Below are 21,095 nucleotides of genomic sequence, written 5' to 3' on the forward strand. Positions count from 1 at the left end.
CGCCTGCGCCGATCCCTCGCCACCCCGGCCCCGCCTCAACCAGCCTCCCGCGTGCACGTCGGCGAGACTACGCTCACATCCGCGGCTTTGTCGCTCCCGGGCCGCCACCCGCGTGGGAGCATGAGATGCAACGCGAATCAGGAGAGCGACGCGAAGTTACGAGCAGCCGCGCAGGAAGAAGGCACGACCCCGATGACCACCCAGCCCAACGCCTCCTACTCCTACACGGTCCGCCTTGAGGCACCGTCCCGAGGCAACGCGGTCTCCAAGCTGACGCGCACCGTGGAGGACGCCGGGGGTGAGATCACCGCGCTCGACGTCTCCGGCTCGGGCAACGACCGGCTGCGCATCGACGTCACCATCGCCGCCTACAGCAGCGCGCACGCGGCGCAGATCACCGACGGGCTGAAGGTGATCGACGGGGTCGAGGTCGGGCGCGTGTCGGACCGCACCTTCCTGCTGCACCTCGGCGGCAAGATCGAGATGGCCTCGAAGGTGCCGCTGCGCACCCGTGACGACCTGTCCATGGCCTACACCCCGGGCGTGGCGCGGGTGTGCAAGGCCATCGCGGACAACCCGGAGGACGTGCGCCGGCTCACCATCAAGCGCAACACGGTGGCCGTGGTCACCGACGGCTCCGCGGTGCTCGGCCTCGGCAACATCGGGCCGATGGCGGCGCTGCCGGTGATGGAGGGCAAGGCGGCGCTGTTCAAGCGCTTCGCCGGGATCGACGCGTGGCCGATCTGCCTCGACACCCAGGACACCGAGGAGATCATCCGCACGGTCAAGGCCATCGCGCCGGGCTTCGCCGGGATCAACCTGGAGGACATCTCCGCCCCGCGCTGCTTCGAGATCGAGCGGCGGCTGCGCGAGGACCTGGACATCCCGGTCTTCCACGACGACCAGCACGGCACCGCGATCGTGGTGCTGGCCGCGCTGACCAACGCGCTGCGGGTGGTGGGCAAGGACCTGGCCGCGGTGCGCATCGCCTGCTCCGGCGCGGGCGCCGCGGGCACCGCGGTGATCAAGCTGCTGCTCGACGCCGGCGCCAAGGACATCACCGTGGCCGACTACCACGGCGTGGTGCACTCCGGCCGCGAGGACCTCGGCCCGGAGGGCTCGGACCTGCGCTGGGTGGCCGAGCACACCAACCCGGCCGGCTACCAGGGCACCCTGCGCGAGGCGCTGGTCGGCGCCGACGTGTTCATCGGGGTGTCCGCGCCGAACATCCTGACCGGCCAGGACATCGCCACCATGGCCCCGCACTCGATCGTGTTCGCGCTGGCCAACCCGGACCCGGAGGTGGACCCGGCGGAGGCGCGCGAGCACGCCGCGGTGGTGGCCACCGGCCGCAGCGACTACCCGAACCAGATCAACAACGTGCTGGCCTTCCCCGGCTTCTTCCGCGGCCTGCTGGACGCGCAGAGCCACGACATCCGGCCGGAGATGCTGGTGGCCGCGGCCCGGGCGCTGGCCGACGTGGTGCACGAGGACGAGCTCAACGCCAACTTCATCGTGCCCTCGGTGTTCGACCCCGAAGTCGCCACCTCCGTCGCGGCCGCGGTCAAGAACGTGGCCACGGCGGAGAAGTGACGCCGCGTCGGCCGGGGGATCGGCCGGCGCGGGGGATCGCCTGACGGAGGGTCGGGCGGCTACGGCACCAGCAGGACCTTGCCGGTGGTCGCCCGGCCGGAGAGCGCGGTGTGCGCGGCGGCCGCCCCGCTCAGCGGGAAGCGGGCGCCGACGTTCACCGTGAGCTCGCCCGCGGCCACCGCGCTCAGGATCTCGCCCGAGCGCCAGAGCAGCTCCTCGCGGGTCTCGATGTAGTGCGCGAGGGTGGGCCGGGTCAGGAAGAGCGAGCCGCCCCGGTTGAGCCGCTGCACGTCGAACGGCGGGACCTGGCCGGAGGCGCCGCCGTAGAGCGCGAGCAGGCCGCGCTTGCGCAGCGAGCCGAGCGAGGCGTCGAAGGTGCTCGCGCCGACGCCGTCGTAGACCACGTCCACGCCCACGCCGCCGGTCAGCGCCCGCACCTCGGCGGCCAGGTCCTCCACCTCGGTGTACCGGATCACCTCGTCGGCGCCGGCCGCCCGGGCCACCTGCTCCTTCTCGGCCGAGGACGTGGTGCCGATCACCCGGGCGCCCTTGGCCTTGGCCAGCTGGGTCAGCAGCTGGCCCATGCCGCCCGCCGCCGCGTGCACCAGCGCGGTCTCGCCCGCCTTGAGCGGGTAGGTGGAGTTGATCAGATAGTGCGCGGTCATGCCCTGGAGCATCGAAGCCGCCGCGGTCTCGAGCTCGATCTGCCCGGGTACCGGGACCAGGCGGTCGGCCGTGACCACGTCGAACTCGGCGTACGAGCCGGAGTTGCCGTCGGCCCAGGCCACCCGGTCGCCGACGGCGAGGTCCGTGACACCCTCGCCGAGCTCCTCGACCGTGCCCGCGCCCTCGCCGCCGAGGATCGCCGGGAACGCGAGCGGGTAGACGCCGGAACGCTGGTAGGTGTCGATGAAGTTGACGCCGGCCGCCGCCACCCGCACCAGCACCCGGCCGGGGCCCGGGCGGGGGACCTCGGCCTCCGTGTAGTCGAGGACCTCGGGTCCGCCCGCCGCTCGGGCCACCGCCGCGCGCATCTGATTCTGGGTCATGTCAGCGGCAACGCCGCGCCGGTCCGGTGGAATTCCGGACCGGCCCGACTACGCCGGGAACTCGACCTGGGCGCCGAGGTCGGCGAGCTTGCGCCCGAAGTCCTCGTAGCCCCGGTTGATCAGCGAGATGCCGTGCACGCTCGAGGTGCCCTGGGCCGCCAGCGCCGCGATCAGGTAGGAGAAGCCGGCCCGCAGGTCGGGGATCTCCAGGTCGGTCGCGTGCAGCTTGGTCGGTCCGGAGATGACTGCGGAGTGCATGAAGTTGCGCTGGCCGAACCGGCACGGGGTGCCGCCCAGGCACTCCCGGTACAGCTGGATCTGCGCGCCCATGTCGGTCAGCGCCTTGGTGAAGCCGAGCCGCTTCTCGTACACCGTCTCGTGCACGATCGACAGGCCCTGCGCCTGGGTGAGCGCGACCACCATCGGCTGCTGCCAGTCGGTCTGGAAGCCGGGGTGCACGTCCGTCTCCAGCGCCAGCGCGCTGAGCGGGCCGCCCGGGTGCCAGAACCGGATGCCGGTCTGGCCCGGCTCGTCCTCCACCTCGAACGCCCCGCCGACCCGGCGGAAGACGTTCAGGAAGGTCATCATCGGGCCCTGGAGCGCGCCGCGCACCAGGATGTCGCCGCCGGTGGCCAGGGCCGCGCAGGCCCAGGAGGCGGCCTCGAGCCGGTCCGGCAGGGCCAGGTGCCGGTAGCCCTCGAGCCGGTCCACGCCGGTGATGTGGATCACCCGGTTGTCCAGGGTGGAGATGATCGCGCCCATCTTCTGCAGGACGGCGATCAGGTCCTGGATCTCCGGCTCGGTGGCCGCGTTGCGCAGCTCGGTGACGCCCTCGGCCAGCACGGCGGTGAGCAGCACCTGCTCGGTGGAGCCCACGCTCGGGTACGGCAGCGTGATCTTGGTGCCGCGCAGCCGGTGCGGGGCCTCGATGTGCAGGCCCTCCGGGCGCTTGTCCACCACCGCGCCGAACGCGCGCAGCGCGTCGAGGTGGAAGTCGATCGGGCGGTCGCCGATGCGGCAGCCGCCGAGGTCCGGGATGAACGCGTGCCCGATGCGGTGCAGCAGCGGGCCGCACAGCAGGATCGGGATGCGGCTCTCGCCGGCGTGCGCGGCGATCTCCGCGTGGTCGGCGCGGTCCACCGAGGACGGGTCGAGGACGAGGTCGCCCGGCTGCTCCCCGGCGCGTACCTGCACGCCGTGGGCTTCGAGCAGGCCGGTGACGATGCGGACGTCGCTGATCTGAGGCACGTTGCGCAGCAGGCTCGGGCCGCTGCCCAGCAGCGCCGCCACCATCGCCTTCGGGACCAGGTTCTTGGCTCCGCGCACGGTCACCTCACCGGTGAGCGGCGTGCCGCCGGTGACCCGGATCAGGTCCGTCGAGTCGAAGGACTCGTTCGGTTCGGCGGGTCGGGGCAGGGTAGTTGCTGAACTAGTCATGGCTCCTGGTGCGGGTTCTCGTGAGCGGTCGCACGGGATGCCAGTCTGCCAGAGACGCACCGGCTGTGCCCAACGCCGCACACGTGTCGAATTGCCTGTCAGTATGTACTCCATGGGTGTAGCGAATGTCCGACACTGAGCTCACCGGCCGTCTGCTGGTGGCGACGCCGTTGCTGGTCGACCCCAATTTCGACCGCACCGTGGTGCTCGTGCTCGACCACGACACCGACGGCACCCTCGGCGTCGTGATCAACCGGCCGACCACGGTGCCGGTGCACGAGGTACTGCCCGCCTGGAGCGAGCTCGCCGGACCGATGCCGATGGTCTTCCAGGGCGGCCCGGTCGCGTTGGACTCCGCGCTCGGCCTCGCCGAGCTGCGCGCGCTGCCGCGCCAGGGCGAGGACCCGGACCCGCTCGGCTGGCGCCGCGTCCACGGGGATCTCGGGCTGGTGGACCTGGACCTGCCGCCCGAGCTGCTGGCGGCCGAGATATCAGCCTTCCGGGTCTATGCCGGATACGCCGGATGGAGTGCCGGGCAGTTGGAGCGGGAGCTCGGACAGGGCGCCTGGTACGTCGTGGACGCCGCCCCCGCGGACGCCTTCACCCTCTCGCCTGAGCACAGCTGGCGGGCCGTGCTGCGCCGTCAGCGCGGCGGTCTCGCGCTGCTGTCCACCTTCCCGGACGACCCCGAGCTCAACTAGGGGCCGCGTCCGTGCCGCGCCCGCGCCGCGCCCGGCCCGCAAGGCCCCCTGCCCGGCCGCCGCGGCCGGTCGCTGCCAACGCGCTGACCTGCGGTGATGTGGGTGGGTCGGCTAACCACTCCACAGGAGCGGCATTGAGCTCCTACACTCGAGTTCATGAGCACCGTAGATGAGATGACCGTTACGGGCGGCACGTCCACGCTGATCGAGGAGCGGACCGACTACCGCACGGACGACGGCGACCACGAGCGCTTCTCGCACTACGCTCCCAAGGACAAGATCACCGAAGCGATGGTCTTCGGCACCCCGATCACCGCGCTGTGCGGCAAGACCTGGGTGCCCAGTCGGGACCCGAAGCGCTATCCGATCTGCCCGACCTGCAAGGAGATCTACGACGGTCCGGGCTGGGCGGACGAGCCGGCCGGGGACAAGTCGGGAGCCAGCGGCGGCGGCGAGGCGTAGGCGCCACCCACGCCGGCCACCTCGCCCTGACCTCCCACACCCACGCCACGTCACGAAACGCCGCGATGCCGCCGTCCGCGCCCTTACCCGCGTTGCGCCCGACCGGGCTCGAACCCGCCGTCGAGGCGCTGGCCGCCGACCCCGGGCTGCGGGTGCTGGCGGGCGGGTCCGAGCTGATGGTGCTGGCCAACGCAGGCCGGCTGCGCCCGAGCGGGTTCCTGCTGATCGACCGGATCCCGGAACTGCGCGGGGTGTGGTTCACCGAGCAGGAGATCATCGTGGGCGCGGCGACGACCTGCGCCGACCTGGTCCACGCGGACGTGCGGGCGGTGCTGCCCGCACTCGCCCAGGCCGCCCGCTCGATCGGTTCGGCCGCGCTGCGCACCCGGGCCACCGTCGGAGGCAACCTGGCCTCGGGCAAGCGGCCTGGCGGCGGTCCGGCGGCACTGCCCGGGCGCGACCTGCTGACGGCCCTGATAGCCCTGGGCGCGGTGGCGGTGTGCCACTCGATGGCGGGCTGGCGGCAGATCCAGGTGGCCGAGCTCTACGCCCGCGACGGCGGGGTCAGGCTCGAGCCCGGCGAGCTGATCACGGCGGTCAGACTCCCGGCCGGTACCGGACAGCAGGGCTTCATGAAGATCGGCACCCGCGGCGGCCCCGGCCGCCCGGTGCTCACCCTCGCGCTGGTGGTGGACCCGGCCACGCGCCAGGTGGCCTGCGCCCTCGGCGGCCACGGGCCGGTGGCGGCCCGGGTGGACCACGCCGGGGTGTGGCTGGCGGACCATGTGGACTGGGACGCGGGGGCGATCCCGGACCCGAGCACGTACCAGACCTTCGCGAGGCTGGTGGCCGAGGGCCTGCTCGCGCCGATGACCGCGGGCCCGGCCGGCGCCTCCACCTCGCGCGTGTCCGACGAGTACCGGCGGCAGGCGGCCGAGGTGTGCGCGCGCCGGGCGCTGGTGCGGGCGCTGCCGCCCTCGGGCTGGCTGGAGCAGGTCAAGCAGTACCAGATCAAGGCGGAGATGATGCGGGCGCGCTCGGCGTTGGAACGGGCCGAGCGCGGGCTGCCGTCCGCGCCTCCGGTCCCGGCTGCGGGGAGGACGGCGTGAGCGAGGCTCCGGACCACGACCCGCTCGGGGTGAGCGGCTCGTACGCGGTGGGCGCGGGCGACCCGTGGCTGCCCGAGGGCACGCGGCACGAACAGCCGGCGGACGGCCCGGCCACGCTGGCCACCGTCCCGATCCGCTGCGTCGTCAACGGCGACCCGGTCGAGGTCCCGCAGGTGTGGGTGGCCGACAGTCTGCTGTTCGTGCTGCGCGAGCGGCTCGGGCTGACCGGCGCGAAGGACGGCTGCGGCGAGGGCGAGTGCGGGGCCTGCGTGGTCCTGCTCGACGGCGAGCCGGTGCTCGGCTGCCTGACCCCGGCGCTGGCCGCCGAGGGCTCCTACGTGACCACGGTGGAGGCGTACGGCGAGGGCGACGAGGTCTCCGCGGCGCTCGCGGCGCACTGCGGCGCCGGCTGCGGCTACTGCCTGCCGGGGATCGGGCTGAGCGTGCGGACCCTGCTGGCCCGCCAGCCGGAGCCGAGCGAGTCGGCGATCCGCGAATCACTCTCCGGCCACCTGTGCCGCTGCCTGCCGCCCGGTCCGTTCGTGGACGCGGTGCGCGAGGCCTCCGAGACCCGGGCCGCGTCCGGGCTCGGCGGCAGCGGGGCGCACGAGGTGGGCCTGGACGAGTCGCAGTCGCTGAACATCGCGCCCAACCCGCAGCAGCCCGGCCCGCCGCAGGCCTCGCGGATCGCGCACCAGGCGGTGGCCCCGCGTGGATAAGCCCTCGGCCCTGCCCGGCTTCCTGATAGGCGAGCAGCTGCCGGCCGAGACCGCCGCGGCCACGCCGGTCGACCTGGTCCCGGCCCCGACGTACGCCGCCGTGGACCCGCCGGCCGACGGCATCGGCAAACTGGTGCCCGCGGCCAAGGCGGCCGGCCGGTACCCGTACGCGGCGGACCGGGCCGGCGGGCCCGGCATGCTCTACGCCTCGCTCGCCCGCAGCCCGTACCCGCACGCCGCGCTGCTGCGCCTCGACGTCAAACGCGCGCTGGAGATCCCCGGCGTGCACGCGGTGCTGGCCGGGCCCGAGCTCGGGGTGACCGCGGTGGAGTACCGCGGCCAGTGCGTGGCCGTGGCCGCCGCCGAGCACCCGGCGCTGGCCCGGGCCGCCCTCGACGCCGTGGAGATCCAGTACGCGCCGGGCGAGCCGATGCTCGACGCGCGCCAGGTGTTCGCCGCGGCCCGGCGCACCGGCAACGACGCGCGCATCTCGGCCTACCGCCGCTACACCCTGGGCGAGGGCGGGGACCTGGCCGAGCCGGGTCCCGAGGAGTCCACCGTCATGTACGGCTACGAGTTCGGCCGCGGCGCCGACCCCGCGGCCGCGCCCGGCGCGGTGCTCGCGGTGCCGGTCACCGGGTCGGACGGGCAGGGCGGGCTGCAGCTGCGCGGGCTCGACCTGCACACCGCGAGCAGCGATCCGGCCAGGGACCTGCACGCGGTCGCCGAGGCGATCGGGCTGCCCGCCACCTCGATCCGCCTGGTGCCCGCGCCGTTCACCGGCACCCGGGCCGGCGACGACCCGGACCTGCGGGTGGCCGCGGCCCTGCTCGCGGTGCGCACCTGGCGCCCGGTACGGGCCGAGGGCGGCCCGGCCGACCGGCTCGCCGGGGACGCCGGCACGCCCGCGGTGCGGGTGCACGCCACCCACCGGGTGGACGCCGAGGGCACGCTGGTCGCGGTGCGGGTGGAGCTGGTGGTGGACGGCGGGGCCGACCCGGCCGGGGCCGAGCCGCTGCTCGACGAGCTGTGCCGCAGCGTGGTGGGCCCGTACCGCTGCCAGGACGTGGAGATCCAGGGCTGGGTGGTACGTACGCACAACCCGCCGGCCGGACCCTGGCCGGGCGGCGCGGCGATGATCGCGGCCGTGGTCTCCGAGGCGCAGATCGACGCGGCCGCGGCGGCCTGCGGGCGCGGCCCGCTCGACCTGCGGGTGAAGAACCTGATCCGCTCCGGCGACCAGCTGCCGGACGGGCGCCGGCTGGTCGGCTCGGTGCCGCTGCCCGAGCTGCTCACCCAGGTCCTCGACACCACGATGCCGCCGTTCCCGCCCGGCCCGGACATCCGCACCTTCCCCGGCACGGTCGGGCGCACCGGCGAGCTCACCCGGGTGCGCCGGGGCGCGGGCATCGCGCTGGCCATGGTGGACCTGGTGCCGCCGGACCTCGGCGAGGAGTTCGCCACCGCGCAGGTCGCGCTCACCTCGGACGTCAACGGCCCGCTCGTGCACGTGGTGACCAGCATGGTGGACACCGGCAACGGCCAGCACGCGCTGTTGCGCCGGGTGGCCAGGGAGGCGCTCGGCGTGCGGCGGGTGATCGTGCGCCGCCCGGCCAACCCGGACGACCTGCCCTCCAGCGCGATCGGCCCGGGACGCGGCACCTGGCTGCACTGCATGGCGGTGCAGCGCGCGGCCCGCGCGGCCCGGGCCCAGGCGCTGGCCAAGATCGCGGCCCAGTTCGCCGTCTCGCCGCAGCTGCTCGAGATCCGCGACGGCATGGTCGTGACCTACGACGGCACGCTCTCGAAGCCGGTGGACGAGGTCTACCCGCAGGTGCTGCGCGGCGCCGCGGTCTACGTCGCGGACGGCGAGTTCCGGGTGCACGGCGGCGGCGAGCCCTCGCCCGGCGTGTTCGTGCCCGAACCCGGCACCGCGCACGTGGCGGTGGCCGCGTACCGGGCCGTGGTGGACGCGGACACGGAGCTGCACACGCTGCGCCCGGTGCGGGTGACGGCGGCCCAGGACGCCGGCCGGGTGCTGCTGCCGGAGCGGGCCGAGGCGGCCGTCGGCTCGGGCGTGCTGACCGCGGTGGACTTCGTCTTCAACGCCCAGGCCGAGGAGATCGACCTGGCCGGGGCGGAGCTCGGCGGCTTCGGCGCGCTCGGCCCCGGGCAGTTCCCGACCATGCTGGAGCAGCCGGAGCTCGAGCTGCTGCCGTTCCTCGAGTCCTCCATCGGCGAGCTCGACTCGACCATGCTGCGCCGCCGCGGGTTCGCCGCGCCGCTCCCGCTCGGCTACCTGCCGCTGCGCCGGGCCGCGTACGCCGCCTGCGCCGCCGCGCTGGCCTGCGCCACCCGGGACGCGCTCGAGTCGCACCCGACCAGGCTGCCGCTGCGGCCCTGGGGCTGAGCCGCCGGGCTGGGACGGGGCCGGCACCGGGCCGGGACGATCTTCGTCGAGCGCATGAGGCCGAGTCAGCAGGCCACGGCCCGGTCACGCGGTGCATGTAATGGGTGGAAAGCCACCTGGGCTATGACGTAGCATGCGCCCGTGACCACGCTCCTCGACACCTCCTCCGACCTGCCCGTCGTGCCCGCAGCCACCCTCCCCGCCGAAGCCGCGCCGTACCCCGTCGAGGGCGCGATCGATGTCGTCGACGCCGTCGAGTCCGCCGGTCACGAGAGCATCTTCAACCCGCGCTACCTGGCCATCACCATCGGCTTCATCTCCTCGGTGCTGCTGACCGCGTTCGAGGCGATGGCGGTGGGCGCGGCCATGCCGGTCGCGGTGGCCCAGCTGCACGGGATGCCGTTCTACTCCCTCGCCTTCTCCGGCTATCTGACGACCAGTCTGTTCGGCATGGTGCTGGCCGGGCAGCGCTCCGACCGGCGCGGGCCGCGGCTGCCGTTCCTCGGCGGGATCGTCGCGTTCGGCATCGGTCTCGTCACCGCGGGCACCGCCACCACCATGGCGCAGCTGGTGGCCGGCCGGGCGATCCAGGGCTTCGGCGGCGGTATGACCATCGTGGCGCTCTACGTGCTGGTCGGCCGGACCTTCGCGGAACACCTGCGCGGCAAGGCCTTCTCCGCCATGGCCGCCTGCTGGGTGCTGCCCGCCGCCGTCGGCCCGGTCGTGGCCGGCGTGCTGACCGAGGATCTGAGCTGGCGCTGGATCTTCCTCGGCGTGGCCGTGCTGATCGTCATCCCGCTGTTCCTGCTGGCCAAGCCGCTGCGCGACCTGCCGCGGCCGGAACAGGCGGAGCGCTCGCCCGAGGAGACGGTGCGGCTGCGCCGGATCCGGATCGCGGCCGGCCTGACCGCCCTGGGCGCCGGCGTGCTCGAGCTCGGCAGCCAGGAGATCAACCTGATCGGGCTCGTCCTCGCGCCGGTCGCGCTGGTCCTGCTCGTGCCGAGCGTGCCCAAGCTGCTGCCGCCGGGCACCCTGCGCGCCCGCCGCGGCCTGCCCACGGTGATCCTCATGCGAGGCCTGATGGCCGGGTACTACTTCGGCATCGAGGCCTTCATCCCGCTGATGCTCGAGCAGCACCGTGGCATGAGCGTGACCGTGGCCGGCCTGTCCCTGGCCACCGCCACCGTCGGCTGGGCGGCCTCCTCCTGGGCGATCAACAAGCCCTTCCTCACCCGCCGCCTCTCCCGCCCGGCCATGGTCCGCCTCGGCATCACGATCTGCGCGGTCTCCCTGCTCGGCAACGTCCTCGCGGTCGACACCAGCACCCCGCTGTGGACCGTGGCCGCGGCCATGCTCTTCGCCTCGCTCGGCTCCGGCATGGCCTTCCCGGTCATCGCGCTGCTGACGCTGGAGTACTCCGAGCCGCACGAGCAGGGCGCCAACTCCGCCTCGCTCCAGGTCGCCGACGGCATCACCAGCACCACCACCATCGCCCTGGCCGGCGGCGTCTACCACGCGCTGGGCAAGGGCTCCACCGCCTCGGGCGGCGTGTTCGTGCTCATCTTCGCCCTGTTCATCTCGATCGCCCTGCTCGCCTGGGGCCTGGCGCCCAGAGTGCGTAAATAAGAAGGCGATCGAAGGATCATCGGGCGTAGCCTCTCGGCGAGGATCCGTACTCATGCGCATGGAGCTGCGCCGGGTACGGGCCCACGACTCGGGAGGGATACATCGTGAAGAAACTCAGAGGTGCGCGGGCGCGCGCGGCCTTCATCGCGACGGGCGCCCTGGCGCTCGCGCTGGCCACGGCGGGCCCCGCCCTGGCTGTCACCGGCACGCCGGTCACCCCGACCGACGCGTTCAACAACGGCGCTGCGTGTGCCACCGACCAGAGCAACCCGTACTGGACCAACCCGTCCACCTGGCTCACCGTCGAGGCGCGCCCGGATCTGTCCGACGTCACCGGCACCACCGACGGCAGCTACGGCGTCATGGTGACCGAGCAGTTCCAGGTCTACCCGGTCGACGACCCGACCCAGATCACCTCCTACTCGATTTCCGGCTCGGCCCAGGTCGAGGGCGTCCTCGATGTACCCGGGACGGTGTTCGCCGACGGCGAGACCTACGTGTGGCAGGCGCAGACGATCTTCGACGGCGTGTCCTCGGACTGGTCGGCGCCGTGCTACGTGGCGATCGACAAGACGGCGCCCTCGGTTGCCCCGACCGTGGTCTCCACCAACTACCCGTCCGGTGTCGTCGACCAGGCCGGCGCTCCCATCCACCTGACCTTCGGCGCCAACGGCGTGAGCGACGTCAAGGGCTTCTCGTTCTCGTGGGACGGCCCCGGCGGGTCCAGCTTCGGGGCGCCGCTGAGCGACCCCTTCGTGGGCACCGCCGGCTCGGTGCTGGCCGACTCGCTCGGCGGCTCGGCGACCGTGGATCTCGTACCTGCCGACCCGTCCCAGGTCATGACCCTGTACGTGACGAGCATCGACCGGGCCGGGAACGGCTCCCCCGAGACGGCTTATCGGATCGTCACCACCTCGACCGACACGACCGTCACGCCGCTGGCGACCGCGCCGATGTACGGCAAGCAGCTCGGCTTCAAGCTCAGCCCTGACGCCGGACTCGAGGCCGCGAGCCCGGTCACCGCCTACACCGTGACGCAGTACACCTCCACCGGCCAGCAGACCACGACGGTACCCGCCGGGGCAGACGGCACCGCCGTGCTGACCTATACCCTCGATGACCCGAGCGGGATCAGCCTGCAGGTCAACAGCGTGAGCGCGGACGGCTGGATCGGCTCGCCCACCTCGTACCAGTTCTCCACCGCGCCCACCATCAGTTCCGCGGCCTACCCGGAGAACGGCACGGCCGGCGGCGCGGGGGTGCCCGGGATCTTCACCATCCAGTCACCGGTCAAGGGCGTGGTGAGCTTCACCTACACCTTCGACTTCGAGACCTTCACGACGGTCGCGGCCCAGGGCGGGGACCGCGCCACCATCTGCTGGACGCCGCCGGACGCCGGCTCCTACGACCTCGAGGTATACGCCAACACCGCGGACGGGTCGCAGCTGGCCGTCTACGACTACTTCTTCAACGTCGGCTGACGCCCCCCCGTTTCGGACCGCGACGGCCGGTGACGTGACCGACGCCACCGGCCGCCGTGCGCCGAGGTTTTACGAACCTGTCGGATGAGCCCGGTACGGTAGTAGACCGCCGAACATCACGACGAGGGGGACGACCGAGTGAGCACCAACGCCGCCTCCCATCTCTCTCCGGCCTACCCGGACCGCGCGACCTGGGGCACCGCGAACAAACTGCGGGCCTGGCAGCAGACCGCGCTGGACGAGTACCTGAGCCGGGAGCCGCGGGACTTCCTCGCGGTGGCCACGCCGGGAGCGGGCAAGACCACCTTCGCGCTGCGGATCGCGACGGAGCTGCTGGACCGCCACGTGATCCAGCAGATCACCGTGGTCGCGCCGACCGAGCACCTCAAGCACCAGTGGTCCGAGGCCGCGCGCAAGGTCGGGATAGGGATCGACCCGACCTACTCCGGCGCGGTCGGGGGCACCTCGCGCGACTACACCGGCATCGCGGTGACCTACGCGGGCGTGGCGGCGCATCCGATGCTGCACCGCGCCCGGGTGGAGAACCGCCGCACGCTGGTCATCCTGGACGAGATCCACCACGCCGGCGACGCGCTGGCCTGGGGCGAGGCGATCTCCGAGGCCTTCGAGCCGGCGGCCAGGCGGCTCGCGCTGACCGGCACCCCGTTCCGCTCGGACGTGGCGCCCATCCCGTTCGTCACCTACGCCCCGGACGCCGAGGGCGCGCGCCGCTCGATGGCCGACTACACCTACGGGTACGGCGCGGCACTGGCCGACGGCGTGGTGCGTCCGGTCATATTCATGTCGTACGCGGGCGAGATGCGCTGGCGGACCAAGGCGGGCGACGAGATCGCCGCCTCCCTCGGCGCGCCGATGACGCAGGACGCGATCAGCCAGGCCTGGCGCACCGCGCTTGACCCGGCCGGGAACTGGATGCCCTCGGTGCTGCGCGCCGCGGACAAGCGCCTGAGCGAGGTGCGCCGCGCGGTGCACGACGCCGGCGGCCTGGTCATCGCGACCGACCACAACGCCGCGCGCGCCTACGCCAAGATGCTGCGCGAGATCACCGGCGAGGCCGTCACCGTCGTGCTCTCCGACGACCCCAAGGCCTCCTCGAAGATCGAGAAGTTCAGCGAGGGCGAGCAGCGCTGGATGGTGGCGGTGCGGATGGTCTCTGAGGGCGTGGACGTGCCGCGCCTGGCCGTGGGCGTCTACGCCACCTCGATCTCCACGCCGCTCTTCTTCGCCCAGGCCGTCGGCCGCTTCGTGCGCGCCCGGCGCCGCGGCGAGACCGCCTCGGTCTTCCTGCCCTCGGTGCCGCTGCTGGTGCAGTTCGCGCACGAGCTCGAGCTCGAGCGCGACCACGTCCTGGACCGCAAGAAGCGCGACGGGGACGACCTGTGGGCCGAGGAAGAGGACCTGCTCGCCGACGCGAACGCGCAGAAGAACGAGACCGACCTCGGCGAGTTCACCTTCAAGGCGCTCGAGTCCGAGGCCACCTTCGACCGGGTCATGTTCGACGGCGACGACTACGGCCTGACCGCCCAGCCCGGCAGCGCCGAGGAGGCCGACTATCTCGGCATCCCGGGGCTGCTCGAGCCCGAACAGGTCCGCACGCTGCTGCAGCGCCGCCAGACCAGGCAGATCGCGCGGCAGAAGAATCGGACCGGGGCCGGCGCCGAGGTACCCGCGCCCACACCCGCCGAGGAGCGTCCGGTGGTCTCGCACCAGCAGCTGCTCAGCCTGCGCAAGGAGCTGCACACGCTGGTCGGGGCCTGGCACCACCAGTCCGGCCTGCCGCACGGAGTGATCCACAACGACCTGCGGCGCAGCTGCGGCGGTCCGCCGGCGGCGCAGGCCACCGCGGCCGAGCTGCGGGCGCGGATCGACCGGGTCAGGGCCTGGGCGACGGACCGGGCACGCCAGTCGTAGCGGAGGCGGTGGCGGCGGCCGCGGCGGGTACGCCGTGGTCGTGGCCGAGCCGGACGAGGCGTCAGCCGGGCCCGGTCCGGCGCCGTTGCGGCTACGCAGCGAGGTCCAGGGGCTTCCCGACGTGCTTACACTGCTGGGGTGACTTCTAGCACCCCGCATATCTCGAGCATCCCGGGCGAACACCACCCGGAGACCTCGCAGACCCTCGATCGGGGGCTGCGCGCGCTCGAAGAGCTGGCCGAGGTGCCGGCCGGACTGACCGTGACCGAACTGGCCGAGCGGCTGCACGTGAACCGCACCATCGTCTACCGGCTGCTGGCCACGCTCGAGCTGCACAACCTGGCCCGCCGCGACGCCTCCGGCCGGGCCCGCCTGAGCATCGGCGTGCTGGCGCTGGCCCGGCGGGTGCAGCCGCTGCTGCGCGAGGCCGCCGCGATCCCGCTGCGCCGGCTGGCCGAGGAGGTCGGCGCCACCGCGCACCTGACCGTGGTCGACGGCACCGAGGCCCTGGCCGTGGCCGTGGTCGAACCCACCTGGACCGACTACCACGTGGCCTACCGGGTCGGCTCGCGCCACTCGCTGGACCGCGGCGCGGCCGGACGGGTCATCCTCAACTACCGCGAGAACAAGTCCACCGGCTACCTGCTCACCGACGGCGAACTGCAGCCGGGCGCGTACGGGCTGGCCGCGCCGGTGATCGACGTGCCCGGGGTCGAGGCCTCGGTGGGCGTGGTCTCCTTCGGCCAGCTCGACCCGCACCGGGCCGGGCCCCGCGTCGTGCGCGCGGCTGCCGAGGTGGCAGGCGCGCTGCGCTGACGCGGCCCCACTCCTCGGTCGCGGCCTCAGCCCGACGCGGAGCCCTCGTCGTGGCGCAGCAGGTCGTCCAGGCCGACGGTGTCGCCCTGAGTCCGAGCCGGCACCTGGGCCTGCGGCCGGGGCTCCGGCGGCGTCCTGCGCTGCGGGACGGCGCAGGCGGGCGTGCCGCCAGGCAGCCGCTGCCGGTTGGCCGCGATCAGCTTGTACGCGCCCGCGCCGAGCCAGGAGAACGGCGGGATCAGCAGCACCGCGCCGAATCCGCGCCAGGGCCAGCGGCTGCGCAGCAGCACCCGTCCGACCGCCGCGGCGCCCGCCGGGATCCGGCCGTCGGCGCGGTCCGGGGCGAGCCAGCGTACGGCCGTGGTGACCTGGTCGTAGGTCAGGCCGTTGGCCTCGAGGTCCAGCTCCTGCCAGGGCACGAACCGCACCGCGGGACGGCAGTGGCGCTGGGCGAAGTGCACGCTGGAGGTGCAGAACGCGCAGTCCCCGTCGAAGACCAGTGTCGGCACCCCGAGCGTCGCAGGTGCCTGTGGCTGAGCCGTTAAGGCGTTCACGACTTCAGCGTACGCCGGTCCCGCGACCGCCCGCTCCACCGCCCGCCACACCCGGTCGGACAGGAACACCGCGTCTCCCACCAGCATGAACAGCGAGAAGAACGGCAGTCCGAGCAGCACCGCGATGGACAGGTGCATCCCGGCCAGCACCACCAGCGACGGGTACTTGAGCTTCGGCGCGAACACCGTGAACGGGAACGCCACCTGTACGAACACGGTCAGATAGCCGGCCAGCGTGAGCAGCATGCCGTGACCGAGCAGCCAGGAGTTGAGCGCGGGCCAGGGCTCGAACCAGTGCAGCCGCAGGATGAACCCGAGCGCGCTGCCGTCCTGCCACATCGAGCCCTGCACCTTGAACAGGCCCGCGGTGCCGTAGACCATGCACACCTGCGCCGCGATCACCAGCACCGCGCCGTTGTGCAGCACGTTGGCGACCTGCTCGCGCACCGCGGCGAGTTCCGCGCGCCAGGCCGGCCGGGGAACGGACTCGGACTCGGCGTCCGTCTCCGGGTCCCGCGCCACCTGCCGTCGCGCGTCCAGGGACCAGTGCCGGCCGCAGCGGGTGAAGCACAGGTAGAGCGACATCAGCACCAGCAGGTTGTCGCCGCCGTCAGTGATCAGTGGGCTGCGATTCTCCAGCGCCACCACCACGAAGCAGAACAGCAGCGAGCTGATCCGGGTGCGCCAGCCGAGCGCGAGCAGCACGCCCGCGCAGATCGCCAGCAGGTAAAACAGCTGGAATCCGGTGCCGCCGAGGCCCGCGACCGAGGTCAGCCAGTCCCGCAGGACGCCCGGCATCCCCTTCTGCGCCTCGAACGCCCGCTCCATCGATGGCGACCAGTACGCGTTCGGACCCCACGCCGCGTCCCGCTCGCCCCACTCGCGCAGCAGGAACAGCGTCCACAGCGTCCCGTAGCCGATGCGCAGCGCCGCGGTTCCGCGTGCGGCCAGCGGAGTCTCGGTGATCAGGGCGTAGCGCCCGACTGCCCAGGACCGCAACGACAACGCCGCCGTGCCCGCCCTCGCCGTGGCCGTCATGAGTTCATCACCCACCACGGCAGCGTCTGCGTCTGCGCGGCCAGCTGCTGTGCGGTGCGTCCGTCGCCGGGGACGAGCGTGACCACGAACCGCACCTGCAGCGAATCGATGCTCCCTGACACGTGCGGGCGCAGATAGCCGAGCACCAGGCTCCGCAGGTACGCCTCGGAGGTGGCGGCCAACGGCGCGTCCGGCTGGCCCGCGTAAGTATGCGTACCCGTATATTCCATCCAGGCGTTGCGCAACGCGTTCATGGTCAGGTGGCTCGGCGCCGGATCGTGCGTGGAGGCGGCCTGGTCGTCGGCCGACAGGTCCACCCACCCGGTGAGCGCGGCCGACGTCCCGACGCTCGCGCGCGCGTCGATCTCCACGTTCTCCGAGAGCGGATTCGGCGCGAACAGCTGCCAGTTCTGGGTGAGCAGCGGGTTCATCCACCAGTTGATCTGCGCGTGGTAGCGCTGGGAGACCACGTTGCTCGGCGCGTTGTAGAAGAACGTGGCGGTCAGGTGCACGGCCGCGGCGCCCGCTGTCGCCAGCACGGCCAGCGCGACCAGGGCCCGCGACCACCGGCGGCTCGGGCGCGGTGCGGGGCTCGGCGCCGGTCTCGGCGCGGCAGGGGCGGGCGGTGGGAGCGGTGGCGCCGCTATCGGGGGCTGGTCCACCGCGCCGAGGTTACCCTTCCGCCCTGGCCTGCGCAGCGGCCTCGGCCAATTGGACCACCCGCAGCGGGATCGGGTTCTCCAGTGCGATCATGGTAGAGGTGCGCACGATCCCGTCGAAGTCCACCAGCCGGTCGATCACATGCTGCAGATCCGCGTTCGAACTCGCCACGATCCGGCACAGCATGTCCCCGGAGCCGGTGACGGTGTGCATCTCCAGCAGCTCGGGCACCGTCGCCAGGTGCGCCCGCACGTCCCGGCCCCGGCCCTGGCGGATCTCCAGCGTGGCGAACGCGGTCACCGGGTATCCGAGCGCGGCCGGGTCCACCTGCGGGCCGAAGCCGCGCACCACCCCGTCCGCCTGGAGCCGGTCGAGCCGGGCCTGCACGGTGCCGCGGGCCACCCCGAGGCGGCGCGAGGCCTCCATCACCCCGATCCGCGGCTCCTCGGTGAACAGCCGGATCAGGCGGGCGTCCAACTCGTCCACGGCCATGCGGGTGATCCCCTCGGCGATCGTCGGCAATCTGTGCAACTTGTCGAGCACTCGGCCGATAATACTGGGCGAGATGTCCAGCGTAATCGAGAACTGTTGACCACTCTGATGGGCCGGGGCAGGATCTGCCGTACCGGAGACCCCGGACCCGAGACCAGCCGTTTCACGACGCCGCGGAGGCCGCCATGACCGACCTGCTCGCCGACACCGAATCCCGCAGCGCCCGTCACGCCGATCCGTTCCCGGTCAGGGGCATGGACGCGATCGTGTTCGCCGTGGGCAACGCCAAGCAGACGGCGCACTTCTACGCCAGCGGCTTCGGCATGCGCCTGGTGGCCTACTCCGGACCCGAGACCGGCCATCCGGACCGCGCCTCCTACGTGCTCACCTCCGGCTCCGCCCGGTTCGTGATCAACGGCCCGGTCAAGGCCGGCACCGAGCTCGGCGCCCACATCGCCCGGCACGGCGACGGTGTGACCGACCTGGCCATCGAGGTCCCCGACGTGCACACGGCCTACCGCTACGCGGTCGAGCACGGCGCGAAGGGCCTGGAGGAGCCGCACGAGCTCACCGACGAGCACGGCACCCTGGTGCGCGCCGCCATCGCCACCTACGGCGAGACCCGGCACAGCCTGGTCGACCGCTCCCGCTATCACGGCGTCTACGCCCCCGGCTACGTCGAGCGCGAGCCGCTGGTGGCGCCCCCGGCCAAGCGCTACTTCCAGGCCGTGGACCACTGCGTGGGCAACGTCGAGCTCGGCCGGATGGACGAATGGGTCGAGTTCTACCGCCACGTCATGGGCTTCACCAACATGGCCGAATTCATCGGCGACGACATCGCCACCGAGTACTCGGCGCTGATGTCCAAGGTGGTCGCGGACGGCAGCCGCAAGGTGAAGTTCCCGCTCAACGAGCCGGCCGTGAGCCGGCGCAAGTCGCAGATCGACGAGTACCTCGAGTTCTACGGCGGCCCCGGCGTGCAGCACCTGGCCCTGGCCACCAACGACATCATCCGCACCGTGGACGCGATGCGCGCGGCGGGCGTGGAGTTCCTGGAGACCCCTGACTCGTACTACGAGGACCCCGAGCTCAAGGCCCGGATCGGCCAGGTGCGGGTGCCGGTGGCGCAGCTGCAGGCGCGGCACATCCTGGTGGACCGGGACGAGGACGGCTATCTGCTGCAGATCTTCACCAAGCCGGTGCAGGACCGGCCCACCGTGTTCTTCGAACTCATCGAGCGGCACGGCTCGCTCGGCTTCGGCAAGGGCAACTTCAAGGCCCTGTTCGAGGCGATCGAGCGCGAGCAGGAGCGTCGCGGGAATCTCTGAATTCGGCTAATCTCCCAGCAGGATTCTTCGAAGCAGGACCGCTGTCGGGGGAGGCACCATGAGCGGAAATCCGCCTGCGGGTTACTACGCGGACCCGTCGATTCCGGGGTACATCCGCTATTGGGACGGCGAGACGTGGGTGGCCGGCACCAGCCGCCCCGCGCCGGAGGAGGCCGCGGGGGCGGCCTCGCCGGCGCCGGTGCGCGACCAGGTGCCCGACGCCCCGGCCGGCGGCGAGGCGTGGCGGCCGCAGCCCTCGCTCGAGGTGTCGCAGGCGTCTGTCGTACAGCAGGCGGCGCAGCCGGCCGAGCCGGTGGCGCAGCCGGCCGCGCAGTCGCTCGGGCAGCAGGCGGTGCCGGAACAGTTCCAGCAGCAGTACGCGCCGCAGCAGTACGCGCCCGCGCCGGCCGAGCCGTATCAGCAGGCTGCCGAGCAGGTCCCGCAGCAGTTCGTCCAGCAGCAGTACGCGCCGCAGCCGCAGATCCCGCAGCAGTACCAGCCCGGAGCGCCGCAGGCGTACCCGGCCGTGCCGAGCGAGGCCCCCGCGCCGCAGCGGCCTGACACGGTCGTCGGCATGGTGGTGCCCTCGGCCTTCCGCAACGCCCCCGGAACCGGCACCTTCGCCCGTATCGGCGCGGCCAACCCCTTCGCCGGCCTGCCCGGCGCCCTCGCCGCCGCGGTGCCCGAGCCGCAGGAGGAGGGCGTCGAGACCACCGTGCTGGAACTGGCCACGCCCGGATCCCGGTTCCTCGCCCGCCTCATCGACCTCGGCATCGCCGCGGTCTTCTCCGCCCCGATCACCGTCTCGCTGCTGCTCGTCGCGCACCGCCACGACCACCAGTACGTGCTCAACCTGGACGCGCAGGCCACCACCACCTACACCACCCTCGGCATGGACGCCGTCGGCATCGCGCTGTGGGGCGGCGCGGCCGTCGCGCTGGTCCTGGTCGCGATCATGTACGAGGGTTACCGCCTCGGCCGCGGCGGCCAGACCGCGGGCAAGCGGCTGGCCGGGATACGCGTGGTGCGCCTGGACGACGCCCACCCGGTCCGCGGCAGCGGCCTCGGCCTGCGCCGGGCGCTGCTGTTCTGGGTGCTGGCCGTGCTGCCGCTGGTCGACCTGCTCGCCCTGGGCGGCGTGCTGTGGGGCCGCCCGTACCGGCAGGGCCTGCACGAGCGGGTCACCTCCACCGCGACCGTCAAGGCCTGACCGGCCGCGTCCGACTGCGGCGAAGAACGGCGGCAGGGCCCTGATCACCAGGGCCCTGCCGCCGTTTCCGCCGTTACGCCTCGGCCGGCGCGGCGTAGACGAAGTCGGGATCCACCGACGCGCTCAGCTCGAGCAGCACCGAGGTGGCGAACCCGGCCGCCCGCGCGTCCTTCGCCGTCGCCGCGACGCAGAAGTCCGTCGCCAGCCCGCACACGTCCACCTCGCTCACCCCGCGCCCGCGCAGCCACTCGGCCAGCCCGACACCGGAACCCGCCGCGTCCACGCCCTCGAACCCGGAGTACGCCGCGGCGTGCTCGCCCTTGCGGAACTCGGCGTCGAAGGGCAGGTCGGCCACGGCCGGATGGAACTCGGCCCCCTGTGTCCCCACCCGGCAGTGCACCGGCCACTCGCCGAAGTGCGCGCCCGGATCCACGTGGTAGTCCCGGGTGGCCACGACGTAGTCCGCCCCGCCCGAGCC

The 21,095-nt window shown here is 73.0% G+C and carries 18 protein-coding genes; 12 read left to right on the forward strand and 6 right to left on the reverse strand.

Annotated features, from left to right (window positions below):
- The first annotated feature begins 192 nt into the window (after window positions 1–192).
- Window positions 193–1,593 carry an NAD-dependent malic enzyme gene (locus KDL01_RS25500; protein ID WP_212531136.1) on the forward strand — a complete coding sequence of 467 codons (1,401 nt, stop codon included), beginning with the start codon at window positions 193–195 and terminating at the stop codon, window positions 1,591–1,593.
- Window positions 1,594–1,652: 59 nt separating this feature from the next.
- Here KDL01_RS25500 and KDL01_RS25505 read toward each other — a convergent pair whose 3' ends face one another.
- Both KDL01_RS25505 and murA read right to left on the reverse strand, forming a co-directional pair.
- On the reverse strand, window positions 1,653–2,627 hold the full coding sequence (locus tag KDL01_RS25505) for a quinone oxidoreductase family protein (protein WP_212531151.1): 975 nt from the start codon (window positions 2,625–2,627) through the stop codon (window positions 1,653–1,655).
- Between the two features lie 63 nt (window positions 2,628–2,690).
- Window positions 2,691–4,079 carry a UDP-N-acetylglucosamine 1-carboxyvinyltransferase gene (gene murA, locus KDL01_RS25510; protein WP_212531137.1) on the reverse strand — a complete coding sequence of 463 codons (1,389 nt, stop codon included), beginning with the start codon at window positions 4,077–4,079 and terminating at the stop codon, window positions 2,691–2,693.
- A gap of 125 nt (window positions 4,080–4,204) precedes the next feature.
- Between murA and KDL01_RS25515 the strand changes: the two genes are divergently transcribed.
- The 9 genes from KDL01_RS25515 (at window position 4,205) to KDL01_RS25555 (ending at window position 15,335) form a co-directional block, all read left to right on the forward strand.
- Window positions 4,205–4,780: a YqgE/AlgH family protein gene (locus tag KDL01_RS25515; RefSeq protein WP_212531138.1), complete on the forward strand. Its 576-nt coding sequence runs from the start codon at window positions 4,205–4,207 to the stop codon at window positions 4,778–4,780.
- A gap of 156 nt (window positions 4,781–4,936) precedes the next feature.
- Window positions 4,937–5,242, forward strand: a complete 306-nt coding sequence (locus tag KDL01_RS25520; RefSeq protein ID WP_212531139.1) for a DUF3039 domain-containing protein — start codon at window positions 4,937–4,939, stop codon at window positions 5,240–5,242.
- A gap of 65 nt (window positions 5,243–5,307) precedes the next feature.
- Window positions 5,308–6,351: an FAD binding domain-containing protein gene (locus KDL01_RS25525; protein ID WP_212531140.1), complete on the forward strand. Its 1,044-nt coding sequence runs from the start codon at window positions 5,308–5,310 to the stop codon at window positions 6,349–6,351.
- Complete coding sequence (locus KDL01_RS25530; protein WP_212531141.1) at window positions 6,348–7,070, forward strand: (2Fe-2S)-binding protein; 723 nt, start codon at window positions 6,348–6,350, stop codon at window positions 7,068–7,070. Before KDL01_RS25525 ends, KDL01_RS25530 begins: the two co-directional genes overlap by 4 nt.
- Complete coding sequence (locus KDL01_RS25535; RefSeq protein ID WP_212531142.1) at window positions 7,063–9,480, forward strand: xanthine dehydrogenase family protein molybdopterin-binding subunit; 2,418 nt, start codon at window positions 7,063–7,065, stop codon at window positions 9,478–9,480. The genes KDL01_RS25530 and KDL01_RS25535 overlap by 8 nt, the downstream gene beginning before the upstream one ends.
- 141 nt (window positions 9,481–9,621) lie before the next feature.
- Window positions 9,622–11,106, forward strand: a complete 1,485-nt coding sequence (locus KDL01_RS25540; RefSeq protein WP_212531143.1) for an MFS transporter — start codon at window positions 9,622–9,624, stop codon at window positions 11,104–11,106.
- A gap of 104 nt (window positions 11,107–11,210) precedes the next feature.
- Window positions 11,211–12,587 carry a hypothetical protein gene (locus KDL01_RS25545; RefSeq protein ID WP_212531144.1) on the forward strand — a complete coding sequence of 459 codons (1,377 nt, stop codon included), beginning with the start codon at window positions 11,211–11,213 and terminating at the stop codon, window positions 12,585–12,587.
- 138 nt (window positions 12,588–12,725) lie between these two features.
- Window positions 12,726–14,519, forward strand: coding sequence for a DEAD/DEAH box helicase (locus tag KDL01_RS25550; RefSeq protein ID WP_212531145.1), 1,794 nt, complete (start codon window positions 12,726–12,728; stop codon window positions 14,517–14,519).
- A gap of 168 nt (window positions 14,520–14,687) precedes the next feature.
- Window positions 14,688–15,335, forward strand: coding sequence for an IclR family transcriptional regulator (locus KDL01_RS25555; RefSeq protein ID WP_368861648.1), 648 nt, complete (start codon window positions 14,688–14,690; stop codon window positions 15,333–15,335).
- A gap of 26 nt (window positions 15,336–15,361) precedes the next feature.
- On the opposite strand, the gene KDL01_RS25560 is transcribed toward KDL01_RS25555, so the two are convergent.
- From KDL01_RS25560 to KDL01_RS25570, 3 genes are all read right to left on the reverse strand, one after another.
- Window positions 15,362–16,942, reverse strand: a complete 1,581-nt coding sequence (locus tag KDL01_RS25560; protein ID WP_212531146.1) for a DCC1-like thiol-disulfide oxidoreductase family protein — start codon at window positions 16,940–16,942, stop codon at window positions 15,362–15,364.
- Window positions 16,924–17,466 carry a DUF5819 family protein gene (locus KDL01_RS25565; RefSeq protein ID WP_212531147.1) on the reverse strand — a complete coding sequence of 181 codons (543 nt, stop codon included), beginning with the start codon at window positions 17,464–17,466 and terminating at the stop codon, window positions 16,924–16,926. The genes KDL01_RS25560 and KDL01_RS25565 overlap by 19 nt, the downstream gene beginning before the upstream one ends.
- Before the next feature lie 133 nt (window positions 17,467–17,599).
- Window positions 17,600–18,079, reverse strand: coding sequence for an Lrp/AsnC family transcriptional regulator (locus KDL01_RS25570; protein ID WP_212531153.1), 480 nt, complete (start codon window positions 18,077–18,079; stop codon window positions 17,600–17,602).
- Between the two features lie 185 nt (window positions 18,080–18,264).
- Between KDL01_RS25570 and hppD the strand changes: the two genes are divergently transcribed.
- Both hppD and KDL01_RS25580 read left to right on the forward strand, forming a co-directional pair.
- The gene (gene hppD / locus KDL01_RS25575) at window positions 18,265–19,407 is read left to right on the forward strand and encodes a 4-hydroxyphenylpyruvate dioxygenase (protein ID WP_212531148.1); all 1,143 of its coding nucleotides are present in this window, start codon (window positions 18,265–18,267) and stop codon (window positions 19,405–19,407) included.
- A 58-nt stretch (window positions 19,408–19,465) separates the two neighbouring features.
- On the forward strand, window positions 19,466–20,617 hold the full coding sequence (locus tag KDL01_RS25580; protein ID WP_212531149.1) for an RDD family protein: 1,152 nt from the start codon (window positions 19,466–19,468) through the stop codon (window positions 20,615–20,617).
- Window positions 20,618–20,690: 73 nt separating this feature from the next.
- On the opposite strand, the gene KDL01_RS25585 is transcribed toward KDL01_RS25580, so the two are convergent.
- Window positions 20,691–21,095: isochorismatase family protein (locus KDL01_RS25585; RefSeq protein ID WP_212531150.1), on the reverse strand; the 405-nt coding region annotated here is incomplete at its 5' end.

It is taken from the genome of Actinospica durhamensis, assembly GCF_018139695.1.
Classification (GTDB): domain Bacteria; phylum Actinomycetota; class Actinomycetes; order Streptomycetales; family Catenulisporaceae; genus Actinospica; species Actinospica durhamensis.

What these genes read in the sequence shown, in the direction of transcription:
- KDL01_RS25570 (WP_212531153.1), bottom strand. Translation starts at nt 18,079, where the DNA reads ATGGCCGTGGACGAGTTGGACGCCCGCCTGATCCGGCTGTTCACCGAG.
- KDL01_RS25580 (WP_212531149.1), top strand. Translation starts at nt 19,466, where the DNA reads ATGAGCGGAAATCCGCCTGCGGGTTACTACGCGGACCCGTCGATTCCG.
- KDL01_RS25505 (WP_212531151.1), bottom strand. Translation starts at nt 2,627, where the DNA reads ATGCGCGCGGCGGTGGCCCGAGCGGCGGGCGGACCCGAGGTCCTCGAC.
- murA (WP_212531137.1), bottom strand. Translation starts at nt 4,079, where the DNA reads ATGACTAGTTCAGCAACTACCCTGCCCCGACCCGCCGAACCGAACGAG.
- KDL01_RS25500 (WP_212531136.1), top strand. Translation starts at nt 193, where the DNA reads ATGACCACCCAGCCCAACGCCTCCTACTCCTACACGGTCCGCCTTGAG.
- KDL01_RS25515 (WP_212531138.1), top strand. Translation starts at nt 4,205, where the DNA reads ATGTCCGACACTGAGCTCACCGGCCGTCTGCTGGTGGCGACGCCGTTG.
- KDL01_RS25520 (WP_212531139.1), top strand. Translation starts at nt 4,937, where the DNA reads ATGAGCACCGTAGATGAGATGACCGTTACGGGCGGCACGTCCACGCTG.
- KDL01_RS25525 (WP_212531140.1), top strand. Translation starts at nt 5,308, where the DNA reads ATGCCGCCGTCCGCGCCCTTACCCGCGTTGCGCCCGACCGGGCTCGAA.
- hppD (WP_212531148.1), top strand. Translation starts at nt 18,265, where the DNA reads ATGACCGACCTGCTCGCCGACACCGAATCCCGCAGCGCCCGTCACGCC.